Origin of the sequence: Pseudomonas sp. UYEF17 (assembly GCF_040546125.1) — a bacterium.
Taxonomy (GTDB): domain Bacteria; phylum Pseudomonadota; class Gammaproteobacteria; order Pseudomonadales; family Pseudomonadaceae; genus Aquipseudomonas; species Aquipseudomonas putida_Z.
Genome location: NZ_JBEPNE010000018.1, coordinates 77,168 through 95,199, shown reverse-complemented (window position 1 = coordinate 95,199; position 18,032 = coordinate 77,168). Strand labels below are relative to the sequence as shown.

The window sequence follows — 18,032 nt, the reverse complement described above, 5'->3', positions numbered from 1 at the left end:
CGAATCCTTTGAATCACAAACAGCCCCGCCCCAGTACGGGGCGGGACGGGAAATTGCCTGCGCCGAAACGCAAAGGCGCATCCATGTGGATGCGCCCGGGGACTGCTTACTCGACCTTGGTCTGTTCGCGCAGTCGGATGTGCAGCTCGCGCAGGGCCTTGGCGTCGACCATGCCAGGGGCCTGGGTCATGACGCACGCGGCGCTCTGGGTTTTCGGGAAGGCGATCACTTCACGGATCGACTGGGCGCCGGTCATCAGCATGACCAGGCGGTCCAGACCGAAGGCCAGACCACCGTGAGGCGGTGCACCGAACTTCAGGGCGTCGAGCAGGAAGCCGAACTTCTCTTCCTGTTCTGCCGCCTCGATGCCCAGCAGGCGGAACACAGCCTGCTGCATCTCTTTACGGTGGATACGGATCGAACCACCACCCAGCTCGGTACCGTTCAGGACCATGTCGTAGGCACGGGACAGGGCCACGGCCGGGTTGGCCTCGAGCTCTTCCGGGGTGCACTTCGGCGCGGTGAACGGGTGGTGCAGCGCGGTGAAGCTGCCGTCTTCGTTCTCTTCGAACATCGGGAAGTCGACCACCCACATCGGTGCCCACTCGCAGGTCAGCAGCTCGAAGTCGTGGCCCAGGCGGATACGCAGCGCGCCCAGGGCTTCGCTGACCACCTTGAACTTGTCGGCACCGAAGAACACGATGTCGCCGTCAACGGCGCCAACGCGGTCGAGGATGGTGTTGAGGTTGGCCTCGGGGATGTTCTTGACGATCGGCGACTGCAGGCCTTCGACGCCCTTGGCGCGCTCGTTGACCTTGATGTAGGCCAGGCCCTTGGCACCGTAGATGCCGACGAACTTGGTGTACTCGTCGATCTTGCTGCGCGGCATGCTGGCGCCGCCTGGCAGGCGCAGGGCGGTAACGCGGCACTTCGGATCGTTGGCCGGGCCGGCGAACACCTTGAAGTCGACGTCCTTGAGCTGGTCGGCAACGTCGACCAGTTCCAGCGGAATACGCAGGTCCGGCTTGTCGGAGCCGTAGCGGCGCATGGCCTCTTCGAAGGTCATGTGCGGGAATTCGCCGAATTCCAGGTCCAGCACTTCCTTGAACAGCTTGCGGATCATGCTTTCGGTCAGGCCCATGATCTCGCTTTCATCGAGGAAGCTGGTCTCGATGTCGATCTGGGTGAATTCCGGCTGGCGGTCGGCACGCAGGTCTTCGTCACGGAAGCACTTGGCGATCTGGTAGTAGCGGTCGAAGCCGGCGACCATCAACAGCTGCTTGAACAGCTGCGGCGACTGCGGCAGGGCGAAGAAGCTACCGGCGTGGGTACGGCTAGGCACCAGGTAGTCACGGGCGCCTTCCGGGGTGGCACGGGTCAGGATCGGCGTCTCGACGTCGAGGAAGCCGTTCTCGTCGAGGAAGCGACGGATGCTGCTGGTGATGCGCGAACGCAGACGCAGCTTGTCGGCCATTTCCGGGCGACGCAGGTCGATGAAGCGGTAGCGCAGGCGGGTTTCCTCGCCGACGTCGGAGTATTCGTTCAGCGGGAACGGCGGGGTTTCCGCTTCGTTGAGCACGTTCAGCTGGTAGCCGAGGATCTCGATGGCGCCGGAAGCCATGTTGGCATTCACCGCACCTTCAGGGCGCTTGCGGACCTTGCCGGTGATCTGCACGACGTATTCGCTGCGCACGCGGTCGGCAGCGGCGAAGGTTTCGGCGCGATCCGGGTCGAACACGACCTGGGCCATGCCTTCGCGGTCACGGATGTCGAGGAAGATCACCCCGCCGTGGTCGCGGCGACGATGGACCCAGCCGCAAAGGGTGACTTCCTGGCCGTCCAGGCTCTCGTTCAGTTGGCCGCAATAATGGCTGCGCATCATGATGGTGGTTTCGCTTCTCGTGATTCGTGTATTCGGTGGAGGCCTTGGCCGCCCGCAGAGGGCTAATACTGCAAGACCCGGTCACAGCATTCAACTCAGTCGGCCTTGTCGCCGCCTGCCAGATTCTTTTTCGCCCCGGTCTTGAAGTCGGTTTCGTACCAACCGTTACCGCTCAGGCGGAAGCCTGGCACCGACAGCAGCTTTTTCAGCGCCGGCGCCTGGCAGGCCGGGCAATCGGTCAGCGGCGCGGCGCTGATCTTCTGCAGCACTTCCATGCGGTGCTCGCAGGATGCACATTGATAGTCATAAAGGGGCATGGGTGTCTCTCGTCAACCACAACGCTGGCTGCCGGGGCAGCAAAAAGCGGGATTATATATGGTTAGCAAGCACTGCGCAGCCCGCCAGGCGATCAGCGCACACTTGGCGGGTCCAGCAGCCAGGCGACGCAGATCACCCTGATCAGCCCGCTGAAGTTGCGCACCCCACCCTGGCGCAGGTGAACCTCGCGGTCCACGTAGGACAGCACCGCGCTGACCGAGCAGCGGTTGGCCGCGGCGATGCGCTCCAGGATGCCCCAGTAGACGGCCTCCAGCCGCAGGCAGGTGGAAAAGCCGTTGAGCCGCACCGAGCGTGACACCGGCTGGATCTGCAACATGTCGAAATCCGCCTTGAACGGGTCGATGCACTGTTTACCCGGCCAACGCCCCTGGCCAGCCACACGTTTGCTTGCTTGCATCATGCGCCACACTTCCTCGTCACAGGTACCAGGTGGCCTATGAAGCGCTGATGGGCGAGCTTAAAGCAGCGGCAAAATCTTCCCGCACAAAATTGCGCAGGACCTGTAGGAGCGGCCTTGTGTCGCGATGGGCTGCGAAGCAGCCCCAGGGTTTGAGTGCAATTGCACAAATTGCCGGGGCTGCTTCGCAGCCCATCGCGACACAAGGCCGCTCCTACAAGGGCCGGTACAGCGCTGGGTATCTACTTGCCGTCGAGCAGCACCCGCAGCATCCAGGCGGTTTTCTCGTGCACCTGCATGCGCTGGGTCAGCAGGTCGGCGGTCGGCTCGTCACTGACCTTGTCCACCACCGGGAAGATGCTGCGCGCGGTACGCACCACGGCTTCCTGGCCCTGGACCAGCTGGCGGATCATCTCGTCGGCAGGCGGCACCCCTTCTTCCTCCTTGATCGAGGAGTGCCGCGCATAGAATGCATAAGCCCCCGGCGCCGGAAAGCCCAGGGCGCGAATGCGCTCGGCGATCGAGTCGACCGCCAGCGCCAGTTCGTTGTACTGCTCTTCGAACATCAGGTGCAGGGTGCGGAACGACGGACCGGTGACGTTCCAGTGGAAGTTATGGGTTTTCAGATACAGCACGTAGGTATCCGACAACAGGCGGGACAGCCCATCGACGATGGACTTGCGATCTTCTTCACTGATACCGATATCGATTGCCATGAAGTTCCCCTTTCCATAAGGCTTGAGACCCAAGCAGGTGACGACCACTGTAGCAACACTTGGTACACGCCGCATGTGACATGGCGCAACACATCGCCCGTCGCGGCCTGCGGTTTGAGTAGCCTGCGGCTTTACTGTTAAATAGGCATGGTGCCACCCGTGCGGATTGTCATTGCCGGGTGCATAGGCTGGCCTGCCACGTGTTCGCGCTCTACACCTCATGCGCACCGTGCTGCCAGCTCTTCCTGTGATCGGCCTTATCAACTGTGAGCCAACCCCATGTTCAAGATCGTCCATCTGGTGACGGGCGTGGCAGCCTTGCTGCTATCGCTCATACCCAGCCTGAAAACCGATGCGACCCCCTTCCTGCAACAACCCGACGCGGTCTACCTTGCCCTGCTCGGCCTGCTCAACCTGGTGCTGGCCCCGGTCGTGCCACTGTACTACCGCGGCGCGCGGCAGCAGTTGCAGCACCTGGCGTGCGCCCTGCTGGTGGTGGCCGTGGTGCTGCAGACCCTGACACTGCTGGCCCGCCCGGAAATGGGCAACCTGGCCGCACTGGTCTGCGCGGCGCTGGCCGTGGCCGTGCACCTGGCCGTGGGCTTTGCCCGCATCCCGCGCAAGGCACGCGCCAGTCAGCACGCGGCGCAGGATGCCGGCAATCGTGATACCGGTACCGTGAAGTGGTTCAACACGTCCAAAGGCTTCGGCTTCATCTCCCGCGACTCGGGCGATGATATCTTCGTGCACTTTCGCGCCATTCGCGGCGAAGGCCACCGCATCCTGGTGGAAGGCCAGCGCGTGGAGTTTTCCGTGATGCACCGCGACAAGGGCCTGCAGGCCGAGGATGTGGTTGCGGTAACCCGCCGCTGATCCAACTTGTCGAAACCATCCCCTGCAGGAGCGGGCATGCCCGCTCCTGCAGGGGTTCAGGTATCAATAATGAGGCGGTGGCGCCTCGTCCCCTTCGCTGCCGTACTGGCCAACCATCTCTTCGTAACGCTTGATCAGCTCGGCCATCTGCAACTGCAGCCGCTCGATCACCCGCCCCTGTTCAACCACCACGTCATTCAGTGCCTGGATGGTGTCATCCTGGAACGCCTGGCGTGTTTCCAGTTCGACCACTCGCGATTCAAGCGACATGTCAGGCCTCCTGGTAGCCGGCGAGCTGCAGCCCGCGCAGGCGCTGACGAATGGCTTGCACCTGGTCGTCGGTGTAGGCCACCGCCGGGCACTTGCCCCACACCGGTGCCGGCCAGGCGGCGTCGTCGCGCTGGCGCACGATCACGTGCATGTGCAACTGGCTGACCACATTGCCCAGGGTGGCCACGTTCATCTTGTCGGCGCTGTAGCTGGCTTTCAGCGCTTCGGCCAGGCTGGTGGTTTCCTGCCACAACTGCTGCTGCTCCGCAGCATCGAGCTCGAACAGTTCGCTGATGCCGGCGCGCTTGGGCACCAGGATGAACCATGGATAGTTGGCATCCTTGCTCAGCAGCAACTGGCACAGCGCAAACTCCCCCAGCACCAGCGAATCCTGCTGCAAACGCGAATCGAGGACGAACACGGCAAATCTCCTTCAGGCAGAACCAACCCGCGTCACGCGGAAAACAGGCCTGCAAGGATACCCTGCACGTTCCCGGTAACACAGCGCTACTTTTCGCACCAAAATGAGGCCGCCCGTACACCTCGCACCACACTTGCCACCCCAAAGGTGACGCCGCATGAACAAGTTGCGGTAACACATTGACTTTCATGACAGCTTTTCAAATTTTAATGATTCTTGACTGTGACACCCCGTCAGGCGGCTCCCGCCCCGTGTTTACGGCACTTTCCGACCCCCGGTAGCAGGTTTTGTGAAAATTTCATGAAGCGTTGCGAATTTTGAGCACGCTTGTTGCATTCCTTTCACGCCAAGTCGGCACGACATCTGCATCGACAGGTGTACGCGACAAATAACAACAGCGGCATTGGTTACCAGGGAGTTTCCCCAACCGGAATCGGTAGTTACAGGTTCGTTACGGTGAAAGAAACAGCGCTGGTGTTGTACGGCCCTTAAACCGGGGCGTGATTTGCGACATGGAAATACTTAAAAGCGACATGGTGAAAAAGTTCCGAAAAGGATGTTTATACCCATATCGCCAACAACAGTCAGCGTGCTATACATTTTCGCCGACATAACAAGAAAGAGCTGCCCCATATAACTAAAACACTTGGACGCAGCGGTACTCTTCCTAAAAACCAAAGGAGCAAATCACGATGCGCGTGATGAAGTGGAGCATGATCGCCCTGGCCGTTGCGGCAGGGACCTCGCAGTTGGCATTGGCCTCTTCCCAGGACGAGTCCAAAGGTTTCATCGAAGACAGCAAGCTGAACGTCAAGACCCGCATGCTGTACTTCAGCCGTGACTTCCGTAACAACGAAGGCGGCCAGAGCCGTCGCGAAGAAACCGGCCTGGGCTTCCTCGGCACCTTCGAGTCCGGCTTCACCCAGGGCACCGTGGGTGTGGGTGTCGATGCCATCGGCATGCTCGGCCTGAAACTGGACAGCGGCAAGGGCCGCGCCGGTACCGGCCTGTTCCCGACCGGCTCCGACGGCCGTTCGCAGGATGACTACTCCAAGGCCGGCGGCGCGGTTAAATTCCGCATCTCCGACACCGTACTGAAAGTGGGTGACCAGTTCACCGCTCTGCCGGTCTTCGCCACTGACGACAGCCGCCTGCTGCCGGAAATCGCCCAGGGCACCCTGATCACCAGCAACGAGATCGAGGGCCTGACCCTGCACGCTGGTCATTTCACCAGCCTGACCGCCCAAGAGGAGACCAACCGCGACAGCTTCCGCCTGAAGGAAGCCAACGTGGTAGGTGGTACCTACGCCTTCACCGACAACCTCAGCACCAGCCTGTACTACTCGAAGGTTGAAGACTACTGGCGCAAATACTACGCCAACGTCAACTGGGCAGTGCCGATCTCGGACAAACAGGGCCTGGTGTTCGACTTCAACATCTATGACACCAAGAGCGAAGGCTCGGCCGAGTACCGCGCGTTCGACGGCGACAAGCTGGACAACCGCGCATTCAGCCTGTCGGGCGCCTACAACATCGGCGCTCACACCTTCACCCTGGCCTACCAGAAAGTCACCGGCGACGGCGACTATGGCTATGGCATCGACGGTGGCGGCACCATCTTCCTGGCCAACTCCGTGGCCCGTTCCGACTTCAACTCTGAAGACGAGAAATCTTGGCAGGCTCGCTACGACCTGAACTTCGCCGAATACGGCATCCCGGGCCTGACCTTCATGACCCGTTATGTACGCGGTACCGACGCCAACGTTTCGAGCGGCGACAACGGCAAAGAATGGGAACGCGACGTCGATATCAAGTACGTGCTGCAGGAAGGCCCAGCCAAGGACCTGAGCTTCCGTATCCGTCAGGCTACCTACCGCTCCTCCGACGCGGTGTACCTGGACAGCTCCCCATCGATCGACGAACTGCGCCTGATCGTGGAGTACCCGCTGAGCATCCTGTAAGCCTGGCTTGCAGTGCCCCGCACCTGAAAAAGCCCGGCGATCACGCCGGGCTTTTTCTTGGCTGACAAGCGTCACGCCCTGGGGCATCCTGTACGCCTTCGTTTCGCCCCCGTACAATGCGGGGTCATTTCAATGTCTTAGGCAATCGACACGGCTCACCATGCGCACCAGTCAATATTTGCTCGCCACCCAGAAAGAAACCCCTGCCGACGCAGTGGTCATCAGCCATCAGCTCATGCTGCGTGCCGGCATGATCCGCAAACTGGCCTCCGGCCTGTACACCTGGCTGCCGATGGGCTTGCGGGTGATGCGCAAGGTCGAGGCCGTGGTGCGTGAGGAAATGAACGCCGCCGGCGCCCTGGAAGTGCTGATGCCCAGCATCCAGCCCGCCGAACTGTGGCAGGAATCCGGCCGCTGGGAACAGTACGGCCCCGAGCTGCTGCGCCTGAAGGACCGCCACCAGCGCGACTTCTGCGTCGGCCCGACCCACGAAGAAGTGATCACCGACCTGGCCCGCAACGAGCTGTCCAGCTACAAACAGCTGCCGCTCAACATGTACCAGATCCAGACCAAGTTCCGTGACGAGATCCGCCCGCGCTTCGGCCTGATGCGCGGCCGCGAGTTCATCATGAAGGACGCCTACTCGTTCCATGCCGACCAGGCTTCCCTGCAGGAAACCTACGACCGCATGCACCAGGCGTACAGCAACGTGTTCACCCGCCTGGGCCTGGACTTCCGCCCAGTGCAGGCCGACACCGGCTCCATTGGTGGCAGCTACTCACACGAATTCCACGTACTGGCCGAGTCCGGCGAAGACGACGTGATCTTCAGCGACAGCTCCGACTACGCCGCCAACATCGAGAAGGCCGAGGCCATCCCGCGTGAAACCGTGCGCCCGGCCCCTACCGAGGAGCTGCGCCTGGTCGACACGCCGAACGCCAAGACCATCGCCCAACTGGTGGAAAACTTCGGCCTGCCGATCGAAAAGACCGTCAAGACCCTGATCGTGCGCGGCGCCGAAGAAGGCAAGCTGGTAGCACTGATCGTGCGTGGCGACCATGAGCTCAACGAAATCAAGGCGGCCAAGCTGGAACAGGTTGCCGACCCGCTGGTCATGGCCACCGACGCCGAACTGCGCGAGGCCATCGGCGCTGGTGCCGGCTCGCTCGGCCCGCTGAACCTGCCGCTGGAAATCGTAATCGACCGCTCGGTTGCCCTGATGAGCGACTTCGGCATTGGCGCCAACATCGACGACAAGCACTACTTCGGCGTGAACTGGGAGCGCGACCTGCCGGTTCCACAGGTCGCCGACCTGCGTAACGTGGTCGAAGGCGACCCGAGCCCGGACGGCCAGGGTACCCTGGTGATCAAGCGCGGCATCGAAGTGGGCCACATCTTCCAGCTCGGCACCAAGTACAGCGAGGCGCTGAAGTGCCAGGTACTGGGCGAGAACGGCAAGCCGGTAACCCTGTCCATGGGCTGCTACGGTATCGGTGTGTCCCGCGTGGTGGCAGCTGCCATCGAGCAGAGCTACGACGACAAGGGCATCATCTGGAACGACGCCCTGGCCCCGTTCCAGATCGCCCTGGTACCGCTGCGCTACGAAACCGAGGTAGTTCGCGAGGCGACCGACAAGCTGTACGCCGAGCTGACTGCTGCCGGCTACGAAGTGCTGCTGGACGACCGTGACAAGAAGACCAGCCCAGGCATCAAGTTTGCCGACATGGAGCTGATCGGCATCCCGCACCGCATCGTCGTCAGCGATCGCGGCCTGGCCGAAGGCAACCTGGAGTACAAGCACCGCACCGAGCAGGACGCCCAGTCGTTGCCGCTCGATGAAGTGCTGACCTTCCTGCAGGCCCGCGTTCGCCGCTGATAACCAATGCACGAGTGATCATGTTCAAGCGAAGTACCTTTCCCCTGGGGGGCGCCGCACTGTGCGGCGCCCTGCTCGTCAGCGGCTGCGCCAACCAGATGTCCCAGCGCAGCGACCATGAGGAGCGCGTCGAGCGCAAACTGCTCGAGCACACCCTGCAGATCGATGTCGGCGAGCCGAAGGTGATGGAGCTTCCGCAACGACGTGTGCGCGTGCATGAGCAGAAGCGCTTCGAAGTCACCGAGTTCGAAGTCACCCGCAGCTATGACCGCTACACGCCTTACCAACCCTGGCGGGAAATCTACGAGATCCCGCTGGGTGCGGTGGCCGTGGTGGCAGGCGTGGGTGCCAATGTGGTCAATGTCTTCGCCCTGGGCAACCTGCCGGAAAGCATCACCCACGACTGGCTCAGCTATGGCGTGGACGGGCTCAACCCGTTCATGAACGTGCCGTCCAACGGCCGTGCCCAGCAGAACCTGGCCGGGATCAGCGAAGTGCAGAAAGGCAAGCGCGAGGAATCTACCAGCGTGCCCTGGAGCGAGCGCCTGGTCGAGGTCAAGGCCGGCAAGATGACCCACGAGCTGACAACAGACAGGAACGGCGTGCTGCGCCTGAACCTGCTCGACAGCCCGTTCTCCGAGCAGAACCTCAACCACATCGGCACCCTGCACCTGCAGGTGCTGGACGAGGACAACGCGGTACGAGGCGATGCCAGCCTGCTGGTCAGCGCCACCCTGCGCAACAAGCTGCTCGAAGCCCATGAACTGATCTTCGATGACCTCGAAGATGACGATGTCGGCCAATGGGTACACCGGGTCAAGCGCTTGTCCGAACTGGGCCTGGAAGAGGAAGCCAGTGAAATGGAACAGAGCCTGATCGAACTCACCCGCAACGATCCGGAGTTGCAGCAGGAGTTTCTGCAGTCGCTGACCAAGGCCACTGGCCGGTTGGTGGCCGACCCGGGCGCGCAGTAACTGCTGCGGTAACGCATCCCCCCTGTGGGAGCGGCCTTGTGTCGCGAAAGGGCTGCAGAGCAGCCCCGACAATTGATGCATCACTGCTGAAATCCTGGGGCCGCTGCGCGGCCCTTTCGCGACACAAGGCCGCTCCCACAGGGGGCCATGCAGCCAGGCCCAGGCCATTTATTGAGGCGGGAACAGCTCCAGCTGCTCATGCGCCCCGCGCAAGTCGCGCAACCTCACGCCTACCCCCAGCAAGCGCACCGGTTTGCCACCACGGGCAAACGCCTGCCCCAGCAATTGTCGATAACTTTCCAGGTCCCTACCCGCCCCCGCCTGCTCCATGGTGGTCTGGCTGAAGTCATGGAACTTGACCTTGACGAAGGGCTTTTCCGGTCGGTAACTGCTGTCCATTCGGGCGATACGCTCGTTCAGGCTTTCCAGCAGCTCGGGCAGCCGTGCCAGGCAACTGGCCAGGTCCGGCAGATCGGTGTCGTAGGTGTTTTCCACGCTGACCGACTGCCGGCGACTGTCATTGTGCACCGCACGTTCATCGATACCCCGCGCCAGCCCCCACAAACGCTCGCCAAAGCTGCCGAACTCGCGCACCAGCGCCAGGCGCGACCAGTCGCGTAATTCCAGGCAGGTTTCGATACCCAACCGCGCCAGCTTGTCTGCCGTTACCTTGCCTACCCCGTGCAGCCTGGCCACCGGCAGGGCGGCGACGAACGCCTCCACTTCGCCCGGAGTAATCACGAACAGGCCATTGGGCTTGCGCCAGTCACTGGCGATCTTGGCCAGGAACTTGTTCGGCGCCACACCGGCTGAGACAGTGATATGCAGGGTGCGGGCGACGCGCCGGCGGATATCCTCGGCAATGCGCGTGGCGCTGCCCGAATACCACTGGCTGTCGCTCACATCCAGGTAGGCCTCGTCCAGTGACAGTGGCTCGATCAACTCGGTGTAGTCGCGGAAGATTGTGTGGATTTCCCGCGAGGCCTCACGGTAGGCCTCGAAGCGCGGCTTGACGATCAGCAGGTCCGGGCACAGCTTCAGGGCGTGCCGCGACGACATGGCCGAACGCACGCCGTAGGCACGCGCTTCATAGTTGCAGGTGGCGATCACCCCACGGTGGTCGGCCGAGCCCCCCACCGCCATGGGCCGCCCGGCCAGGCGCGGGTCGTCACGCATTTCGATCGCGGCATAAAAGCAATCGCAGTCGACGTGGATGATCTTGCGCAAGGACATGGATGACCGTCAGCACTGTAAATTCATACAGATAGTATCGCATGTGCCTTCGAGGCATGCAGCCTGTGCCCGGCATTGGTCGATAATCGGCCTGAAAGCCCCGTCGCGCCTGAGCTGCGCGCTATATTCAAACGCTAAGAGTTTGAACAGGAAAGGTTTTTTCAGAAAAAAGCTTGACACCCACGGGTAAATCCGTAGAATTCGATCTCACAGGCGCGGGATGGAGCAGCCTGGTAGCTCGTCGGGCTCATAACCCGAAGGTCGTCGGTTCAAATCCGGCTCCCGCAACCAGATTCGAGAAAAGGCCACTGTTCACACAGTGGCCTTTTTCTTTTGCGTCAAATAATGCGTTGAAAGAAATTTCAAAAAAATCAATGACTAGCGCTTGACACCCATTCTGAAAGCTGTAGAATGCGCCCCACTGACGCGGGATGGAGCAGCCTGGTAGCTCGTCGGGCTCATAACCCGAAGGTCGTCGGTTCAAATCCGGCTCCCGCAACCATATTCGTCAGAACAAACCCCGCCTGTGTAACAGCAGCGCGGGGTTTGTTGCTTTCCCCCTCCTGCTTTTCGTCGCCCTCCAATTCCCCCGCCTCCAGCCAACCCGCAGGCTTGAGAGGTCGTGCCCAGGATGAACTATCTTTAACCCTGCCAGGCCGCTGAAAGCGCTTGAGGCCGGAGTAACATTGGATACGTTTTCCTAAGGGACTCTCACTTGGCCACACCTTTCCCTCACCTCGCGCTGCAAGCCCGGGGCAGTCCATGACTTCGCACAACCCCGAACCCCCGGTGCCGCTTGCCTCGGCGCTACCCGGCGCGGTGCAACGCCTGCCCTTGCTCGAACGCTTGAGCCGCTACCGCCAGCCCATCGGTCTGGTAGTGACCCTGGTGTTGTTCACCATGGCCTTGATCGCCTGCCGCCACCTGTTGAGCGAATTGGACATCTATGCCTTGCACGATGCCATGCTCAGCGTCCCGCCCCAGTCGTTACTTGGCGCCTTGCTGGCTACCGTGCTCGGTTTCGTTGTCCTGCTGGGCTACGAGTGGTCTGCCAGCCGCTATGCCGGCGTGAAGCTGCCGGCGAGCAGCCTGGCGCTGGGCGGTTTCAGCGCCTTTGCCATCGGCAACGCCATCGGCCTGTCGATGCTTTCGGGCGGTTCGGTGCGCTACCGCCTGTATGCACGCCAGGGGGTTGGCGCAGGTGAAGTTGCACGGATGACCGTTTTTGCCAGCCTGTCACTGGGCTGCGCGCTGCCGCCCCTGGCCGCCTTGGCGACCTTGAGCGACCTGCCGGCGGCGTCTGCCGCACTGGGTTTGGCGCCTGGCTTGCTGGCGGGTGTCGCAATAGCCGTGCTGCTGGTATGCAGCATGCTGGTGTTCGGCTTGTACCGCCGTCGCCTGGCTGAGCAACCACTGGCCAACAGCCTGCTGGTACAACTGGGCCGCCGCACACTGCGCCTGCCGGGCGCACGCCTGGCAGCCCTGCAATTGCTGATCACCGCACTGGATGTCGCCGCTGCCGCCACCGTGCTGTATCTGCTACTGCCCGAAGCACCGCCGTTCGGTGCCTTTGTGCTGGTGTACCTGCTGGCCTTGGCCGCAGGTGTGCTCAGCCACGTACCGGGCGGCGTCGGGGTATTCGAAGCGATCCTGCTGGCAGCTTTTGCCGACCAACTCGGCGCCGCGCCGCTGGCAGCGGCCCTGCTGCTGTATCGGCTGATCTACGTGGTGCTGCCGCTGCTGCTGGCCTGCGTGCTGCTGCTGGCCAACGAGGCCCGGCGCCTGCTGTTCGCCCAACAGGCTATCAAGGCCGCTTCCGGGCTGGCCGCGCCGATCCTGTCGATCCTGGTGTTCCTGTCCGGGGTGGTGCTGCTGTTCTCCGGGGCCACGCCCGAGATCGACACCCGCCTGGAGCACATGGGTTTTCTGGTTCCGCACCGCCTGATCGATGCCTCGCACTTCGGCGCCAGCCTGATCGGCGTGCTGTGCCTGCTGCTGGCCCAGGGCCTGCGCCGGCGCCTGTCCGCCGCCTGGCTGCTGACCACCGTGCTGTTGCTGGTCGGCGCCCTGCTGTCGCTGCTCAAGGGCTTCGATTGGGAAGAGGCCTGCCTGCTGACCCTCACTGCCGCCCTGCTCGCCTTGTTCCGCCGTTCCTTCTACCGTCCCAGCCGTTTGCTCGAGTTGCCGTTCTCGCCGGTGTTTCTGGTGGCCAGCGCCTGTGTGGTCGGCGCATCGGTGTGGTTGTTGCTGTTCGCCTACCAGGATGTGCCCTACAGCCATCAGCTGTGGTGGCAGTTCACCCTCGATGCCGATGCCCCGCGTGGCCTGCGCGCCGCCATGGGCAGCGCAGTGCTGCTGGCGGCCGTGGCCCTGACCTGGCTGCTGCGCACCGCACCACCGGTGATCCACCTGCCTGACGAAGAAGAGCTACTGCGTGCCAACCGCATTCTGCTGGCCTCCGACCAGCCCGATGGCGGCCTGGCCCTGACCGGTGACAAGGCGCTGCTGTTCCACCCTCGCGACAACGCCTTCCTCATGTACGCCCGTCGCGGCCGCAGCCTGGTGGCGCTGTACGACCCGATCGGCCCGGCCCAGGAGCGCGCCGAGATGATCTGGCAATTCCGCGACCTGTGCGACCTGCACCATGCCCGCCCGGTGTTCTATCAGGTGCGCGCCGAGAACCTGCCGTTCTACATGGACATCGGCCTGACCGCGCTGAAGCTGGGCGAAGAAGCCCGGGTCGACTTGCGCCGCTTCGACCTCGAAGCCAAGGGCAAGGAGATGAAGGACCTGCGCTACACCTGGAACCGTGGCGGCCGTGACGGCCTGAGCCTGGAAATCCACGAACCCGGGCATGCCCCGCTGGCAGAGCTGAAGGAAATTTCCGACGCCTGGCTTGGCGGCAAGAACGTGCGCGAGAAAGGCTTCTCGCTGGGGCGCTTCAGCCCTGAATACCTGCAGCATTTTCGCATTGCCCTGATCCGCTTCCAGGGCCGCCCGGTGGCTTTCGCCAACCTGCTGGAAACCCATGGCAACGAACTGGCCAGCCTCGACCTGATGCGTGCGCACCCCGAGGCCCCGAAGCTGACCATGGAATTCATGATGATCGGCCTGATCCTGCACTACAAAAGCCATGACTACGCCCGCTTCAGCCTGGGCATGGTGCCGCTTTCCGGCCTGCAGCCGCGGCGTGGCGCGCCCTTGACCCAGCGCCTGGGCTCGATGGTGTTCCGCCGTGGCGAGCAGCTGTACAACTTCCAGGGGCTTCGACGCTTCAAGGACAAGTTCCAACCGGACTGGGAACCCCGCTACATGGCCGTGCCGGCCGGGCTCGACCCGCTGGTGGCACTGGCCGACACCGCCGCCCTGATCGCAGGCGGCCTGACTGGATTGGTGAAACGTTGATGACCCGACGCTTTTGGCTTTACCTGCTGGTTCCCCTGCTGTTGGCCGCCCTGGGAGGCGCGCTGGCGTTCTGGCTATGGACCCGCCCTGCCCCCGAGGCACGCCTGGAACAACTGAGCATCAATGACACCCGCATCACCCGTGTGACCCCAGGCGTGCACCCCAAGGCCCGAGTGGCCATCGGTGTACCCCAGGACCAGGCGCTGACCGACAGGCAGCTGCTGGACCTGGCCCAGGCTGGCGAAGCGCAACTGGTGCAGGTGATCCTGCCGCCCAACGACTGCAGCAAGCAGCAACAGGCCTTGGACCAGGCCATGGGCCAGCTGCCGGAGAAACCGACCCTGGTCGCCGGTATCGGCCCTGGCGCCTCTCAGGCCTGGCGCTGGCTGGCCAGCCAGAACAACGACAAGGCGCGGGCGATTTCCGTGGACTTCAGCCTGGAACAGCCCGGCTGCCAGGCAGCGCTGCCGAAGTCGGCCGCCCACGGCCACTGGAACGTCGCCTGGAACGACAACCCGGATGACGCCAGCGCCGCCTTCGTGCGCGACCAGGCCAATGCCGAAACCAGCATCAGCGACTACGACATTCACCTGCCACAAGTGCTCAAGGCCCAGCTGACCCAGGCCCTGGTCGGCCACGACGGCAACGCCCTGGCCATCCCGGTGGTCGAGGTGCCAGCCGGGCAGACCACCGACACGGTCACCCTGTTCCTTTCCGGTGATGGCGGCTGGCGGGACCTGGACCGCGATGTGGCCGGGGAAATGGCCAAGCTTGGCTACCCGGTGGTCGGCATCGACACGCTGCGCTACTACTGGCAGCACAAGACCCCGGAACAAAGCGCCGCCGACCTGTCCGAGCTGATGCAGCACTACCGGCAGAAATGGGGCACCAAGCGCTTCGTGCTGACCGGTTATTCGTTCGGTGCCGACGTGCTGCCGGCGATCTACAACCGCCTGCCGGCCGAGGACCAGCAGCGTATCGACGCGGTGATGCTGCTGGCCTTTGCCCGCAGCGGCAGCTTCGAGATCGAAGTCGAGGGCTGGCTGGGCAAGGAAGGCCAGGAAGCGCCAACCGGGCCGGAAATGGCCAGGCTGCCGGCCTCCAAGGTGGTGTGCGTGTATGGTGTGGAAGAAACCGACGAGAGCGGTTGCACCGACAAGACTGCGGTGGGTGAACGCCTGAAGCTGCCGGGGGGGCACCACTTCGACGAAAACTACCCGGCACTGGCCAAGCGCTTGATCGGCGAGATCGAGACGCGCCAGGGCAAGTCCAGCGTGGCTGAGCAGAACTGATAAGATCTTGCAGCCCATTCGCGGGTAAACCCGCTCTCATAGAACTGCACATAACTCATTGATTTAGCAGAGACCCTGTGGGAGCGGCTTTAGCCGCGAACACCGGCGCAGCCGGTGCCATGCACCGCGTTGGATTCTTCGCGGCTAAAGCCGCTCCCACAGGGTACGAGGATCGCTTGCGAATCCAGTTATCTGCGCGACAGCGCAGCCCAAAGGGCTGGGCAATCTCCCGCAGGTACAGCGCAAGCTTTGAAAGCTATGCGGTCCATGTGGGAGCGGGCATGCCCGCGAACACCGGCGAAGCCGGTGCCCTACACCGAGTTGCCGGCTTCGCGGGCACGCCCGCTCCCACATGGGACGGGTACTGCCTTGAAATCTGTGTTGCCTCTCAGATCTCGACCTGGGTCCCCAGCTCGATCACACGGTTCAGCGGCAGGTTGAAGAAGCGCAAGTTGCCGTTGGCATTCTTCAGCAGGAACGCGAACAGGTTGCCCCGCCAGCGCGACATTCCCTCCAGCCGTGAGGCGATCACGGTCTCGCGGCTGAGGAAGAAGGTGGTGCGCATCGGGCTGAAATCCAGGTCTTCCAAGTGGCACAGCTTCAACGCCGCCGGCACGTCCGGTTCGTCCATGAAGCCGAAGTGCAGCAACACGCGGAAGAACCCGTCGCCATAGGCTTCCACCTCAAAGCGCTCCTGCTCCGGCACCCGTGGCCGATCCTCGCTGACCACCGTCAGCAGCACCACCTGGCTGTGCAGCACCTGGTTATGCAGCATGTTGTGCAACAGCGCATGGGGTACCGCATCGGAGCGCGCCGTGAGGAACACCGCCGTGCCTTCGACCCGGTGCGGCGGCTGAATGCGGATACTGCTGATGAACAGCTGCAGCGGCAGCGCGCCTTCGTCGATACGCTCCATCAGGATCTGCTTGCCGCGCTTCCAGGTGCTCATCAACAGGAACAGCACAGCGCCGGCCAGGACCGGGAAGGCCCCGCCCTGGATGATCTTCGGCACGTTGGCGGCAAAGAACAGCCCATCCACAAACAGGAAACCCAGCAGGATCGGCACCGCCAGCACCGGTGGCCACTTCCACAGCAGCAACATCACCGCCGAGACCAGGAGGGTGGTCATCAGCATGGTACCGGTCACCGCCACGCCGTAGGCCGCCGCCAGGGCGCCGGACGACCCGAAGCCGATCACCAGCAGCACCACGCCAACCATCAGCGCCCAGTTCACCGCACCGATGTAGATCTGCCCCTGCTCGTCGCTGGAGGTGTGCTGGATCTGCATGCGTGGAATGTAACCCAGCTGGATGGCCTGGCGGGTCAGGGAGAAGGCCCCCGAGATCACCGCCTGCGAGGCGATCACCGTGGCCATGGTGGCCAATCCGACCAGCGGCAGCAGTGCCCAGCCCGGCGCCAGCAGGTAGAAGGGGTTACGTGCCGCCTCCGGGTTCTGCAGCAGTATCGCGCCCTGGCCAAAGTAGTTGAGCACCAGCGCCGGCAGCACCAGGATGAACCAGGCGCGGGCGATCGGCTTGCGGCCAAAGTGGCCCATGTCGGCGTACAGCGCCTCGGCACCGGTCAGCGCCAGCACCACCGCGCCGAGGATAGCCACGCCCATGCCGGGGTGAACCACGAAGAAGTTCACCGCCCAGACCGGGTTGAATGCCTTGAGCACTTCCGGGCTCTGCGAGATGCCATGCACCCCCAGCGCGCCCAGCGCCACGAACCAGGTGACCATGATCGGGCCGAACAGCTTGCCGATCTTCTCGGTGCCGTGCTTCTGCACCAGGAACAGCGCCACCAGCACCACCAGCGAAATCGGCACCACCCAGTGATCGATGCCTTCGAAGGCCAGCCCCATGCCTTCGACTGCCGACAGCACCGACACCGCCGGGGTGATCATGCTGTCGCCATAGAACAGCGAAGCGCCGATCAACCCGCACACCACCATCAGCGTACGCAACCTCGGGTAGGCCGCCGTGGCCCGCCTCGCCAGTGCAGTCAGTGCCATGGTGCCACCCTCGCCCTGGTTGTCGGCGCGCAGGATGAACATCACGTATTTGAACGACACCACCCACAGCAGCGACCACAGGATCAGCGACAGGATCCCCAGCACGCCGTCATGGTTGACCGGTACTCCGTACCCGCCGCTGAAGACCTCCTTGAGGGTATACAACGGGCTGGTACCGATATCGCCATAAACCACCCCGACCGCCGCCACGAGCAGGCTCAGCGACCGCGTCGCGCCCTGCTTCCCCTCGTGCCCGCCCTCGGCGTGACTGCTTGCCTGAACCATCGACCACTCCCGCAGACGGCCTTGCAAGGCCAGTAGAATTCCCACCTGCGCCCGGAAGCTTGGTACCCCTGACGCAATGGCCCGAAGCATAGCG

Annotated in this window: 14 protein-coding genes and 2 tRNA genes; 8 read left to right on the top strand and 8 right to left on the bottom strand. The window is 63.0% G+C overall.

Features of this window, described 5'->3' with window-relative positions; genetic code table 11:
* Nucleotides 1-106: 106 nt before the first annotated feature.
* From aspS to ABIB24_RS22130, 4 genes are all read right to left on the bottom strand, one after another.
* Nucleotides 107-1,882, bottom strand: coding sequence for an aspartate--tRNA ligase (aspS, locus tag ABIB24_RS22145; protein WP_025340263.1), 1,776 nt, complete (start codon nucleotides 1,880-1,882; stop codon nucleotides 107-109).
* Nucleotides 1,883-1,977: 95 nt separating this feature from the next.
* Nucleotides 1,978-2,199 carry an FmdB family zinc ribbon protein gene (locus tag ABIB24_RS22140; RefSeq protein WP_003254776.1) on the bottom strand — a complete coding sequence of 74 codons (222 nt, stop codon included), beginning with the start codon at nucleotides 2,197-2,199 and terminating at the stop codon, nucleotides 1,978-1,980.
* A gap of 92 nt (nucleotides 2,200-2,291) precedes the next feature.
* A complete protein-coding gene (locus ABIB24_RS22135; protein ID WP_274120979.1) occupies nucleotides 2,292-2,621 on the bottom strand; it encodes a ribbon-helix-helix domain-containing protein in 330 nt (109 codons plus the stop codon).
* A gap of 239 nt (nucleotides 2,622-2,860) precedes the next feature.
* Entirely contained in the window at nucleotides 2,861-3,334 is a 474-nt protein-coding gene (locus tag ABIB24_RS22130; protein ID WP_025340264.1) for a Dps family protein, read from the bottom strand.
* Between the two features lie 279 nt (nucleotides 3,335-3,613).
* Between ABIB24_RS22130 and ABIB24_RS22125 the strand changes: the two genes are divergently transcribed.
* A complete protein-coding gene (locus ABIB24_RS22125; RefSeq protein WP_025340265.1) occupies nucleotides 3,614-4,207 on the top strand; it encodes a cold-shock protein in 594 nt (197 codons plus the stop codon).
* 63 nt (nucleotides 4,208-4,270) lie between these two features.
* Here the strand turns inward: ABIB24_RS22125 and ABIB24_RS22120 are convergent, their stop codons facing one another.
* Together ABIB24_RS22120 and ABIB24_RS22115 are read right to left on the bottom strand one after the other, a co-directional pair.
* Entirely contained in the window at nucleotides 4,271-4,477 is a 207-nt protein-coding gene (locus ABIB24_RS22120; protein ID WP_025340266.1) for a SlyX family protein, read from the bottom strand.
* Nucleotide 4,478: 1 nt separating this feature from the next.
* A complete protein-coding gene (locus ABIB24_RS22115; RefSeq protein WP_025340267.1) occupies nucleotides 4,479-4,898 on the bottom strand; it encodes an HIT family protein in 420 nt (139 codons plus the stop codon).
* 692 nt (nucleotides 4,899-5,590) lie between these two features.
* Between ABIB24_RS22115 and ABIB24_RS22110 the strand changes: the two genes are divergently transcribed.
* The 3 genes from ABIB24_RS22110 to ABIB24_RS22100 all read left to right on the top strand — a co-directional run bounded on the left by ABIB24_RS22110 (nucleotide 5,591) and on the right by ABIB24_RS22100 (nucleotide 9,709).
* A complete protein-coding gene (locus ABIB24_RS22110) occupies nucleotides 5,591-6,859 on the top strand; it encodes an OprD family porin (RefSeq protein WP_354317243.1) in 1,269 nt (422 codons plus the stop codon).
* A 160-nt stretch (nucleotides 6,860-7,019) separates the two neighbouring features.
* Nucleotides 7,020-8,735 carry a proline--tRNA ligase gene (locus ABIB24_RS22105; RefSeq protein WP_003257369.1) on the top strand — a complete coding sequence of 572 codons (1,716 nt, stop codon included), beginning with the start codon at nucleotides 7,020-7,022 and terminating at the stop codon, nucleotides 8,733-8,735.
* A 20-nt stretch (nucleotides 8,736-8,755) separates the two neighbouring features.
* Nucleotides 8,756-9,709, top strand: a complete 954-nt coding sequence (locus ABIB24_RS22100) for a hypothetical protein (RefSeq protein ID WP_023661807.1) — start codon at nucleotides 8,756-8,758, stop codon at nucleotides 9,707-9,709.
* A gap of 168 nt (nucleotides 9,710-9,877) precedes the next feature.
* Here ABIB24_RS22100 and dinB read toward each other — a convergent pair whose 3' ends face one another.
* Complete coding sequence (dinB, locus tag ABIB24_RS22095) at nucleotides 9,878-10,936, bottom strand: DNA polymerase IV (protein ID WP_170978906.1); 1,059 nt, start codon at nucleotides 10,934-10,936, stop codon at nucleotides 9,878-9,880.
* Nucleotides 10,937-11,156: 220 nt separating this feature from the next.
* On the opposite strand from dinB, the gene ABIB24_RS22090 reads away from it, so the two are divergent.
* From ABIB24_RS22090 to ABIB24_RS22075, 4 genes are all read left to right on the top strand, one after another.
* Nucleotides 11,157-11,233, top strand: a tRNA-Met gene (locus tag ABIB24_RS22090).
* 134 nt (nucleotides 11,234-11,367) lie between these two features.
* Nucleotides 11,368-11,444 (top strand) — tRNA-Met (locus ABIB24_RS22085).
* A gap of 260 nt (nucleotides 11,445-11,704) precedes the next feature.
* Nucleotides 11,705-14,347 (top strand): bifunctional lysylphosphatidylglycerol flippase/synthetase MprF, encoded by a 2,643-nt coding sequence (mprF, locus tag ABIB24_RS22080; RefSeq protein WP_354317242.1) that lies wholly within the window; start codon nucleotides 11,705-11,707, stop codon nucleotides 14,345-14,347.
* A complete protein-coding gene (locus tag ABIB24_RS22075; protein ID WP_025340272.1) occupies nucleotides 14,347-15,639 on the top strand; it encodes a virulence factor family protein in 1,293 nt (430 codons plus the stop codon). The genes mprF and ABIB24_RS22075 overlap by 1 nt, the downstream gene beginning before the upstream one ends.
* Before the next feature lie 388 nt (nucleotides 15,640-16,027).
* Here the strand turns inward: ABIB24_RS22075 and ABIB24_RS22070 are convergent, their stop codons facing one another.
* The gene (locus ABIB24_RS22070; RefSeq protein WP_137164658.1) at nucleotides 16,028-17,938 is read right to left on the bottom strand and encodes a potassium transporter Kup; all 1,911 of its coding nucleotides are present in this window, start codon (nucleotides 17,936-17,938) and stop codon (nucleotides 16,028-16,030) included.
* Between the last annotated feature and the right edge of the window lie 94 nt (nucleotides 17,939-18,032).

What these genes read in the sequence shown, in the direction of transcription:
- aspS (WP_025340263.1), bottom strand. Translation starts at nt 1,882, where the DNA reads ATGATGCGCAGCCATTATTGCGGCCAACTGAACGAGAGCCTGGACGGC.
- ABIB24_RS22140 (WP_003254776.1), bottom strand. Translation starts at nt 2,199, where the DNA reads ATGCCCCTTTATGACTATCAATGTGCATCCTGCGAGCACCGCATGGAA.
- ABIB24_RS22135 (WP_274120979.1), bottom strand. Translation starts at nt 2,621, where the DNA reads ATGATGCAAGCAAGCAAACGTGTGGCTGGCCAGGGGCGTTGGCCGGGT.
- ABIB24_RS22130 (WP_025340264.1), bottom strand. Translation starts at nt 3,334, where the DNA reads ATGGCAATCGATATCGGTATCAGTGAAGAAGATCGCAAGTCCATCGTC.
- ABIB24_RS22125 (WP_025340265.1), top strand. Translation starts at nt 3,614, where the DNA reads ATGTTCAAGATCGTCCATCTGGTGACGGGCGTGGCAGCCTTGCTGCTA.
- ABIB24_RS22120 (WP_025340266.1), bottom strand. Translation starts at nt 4,477, where the DNA reads ATGTCGCTTGAATCGCGAGTGGTCGAACTGGAAACACGCCAGGCGTTC.
- ABIB24_RS22110 (WP_354317243.1), top strand. Translation starts at nt 5,591, where the DNA reads ATGCGCGTGATGAAGTGGAGCATGATCGCCCTGGCCGTTGCGGCAGGG.
- ABIB24_RS22105 (WP_003257369.1), top strand. Translation starts at nt 7,020, where the DNA reads ATGCGCACCAGTCAATATTTGCTCGCCACCCAGAAAGAAACCCCTGCC.
- ABIB24_RS22100 (WP_023661807.1), top strand. Translation starts at nt 8,756, where the DNA reads ATGTTCAAGCGAAGTACCTTTCCCCTGGGGGGCGCCGCACTGTGCGGC.
- mprF (WP_354317242.1), top strand. Translation starts at nt 11,705, where the DNA reads ATGACTTCGCACAACCCCGAACCCCCGGTGCCGCTTGCCTCGGCGCTA.
- ABIB24_RS22075 (WP_025340272.1), top strand. Translation starts at nt 14,347, where the DNA reads ATGACCCGACGCTTTTGGCTTTACCTGCTGGTTCCCCTGCTGTTGGCC.
- ABIB24_RS22070 (WP_137164658.1), bottom strand. Translation starts at nt 17,938, where the DNA reads ATGGTTCAGGCAAGCAGTCACGCCGAGGGCGGGCACGAGGGGAAGCAG.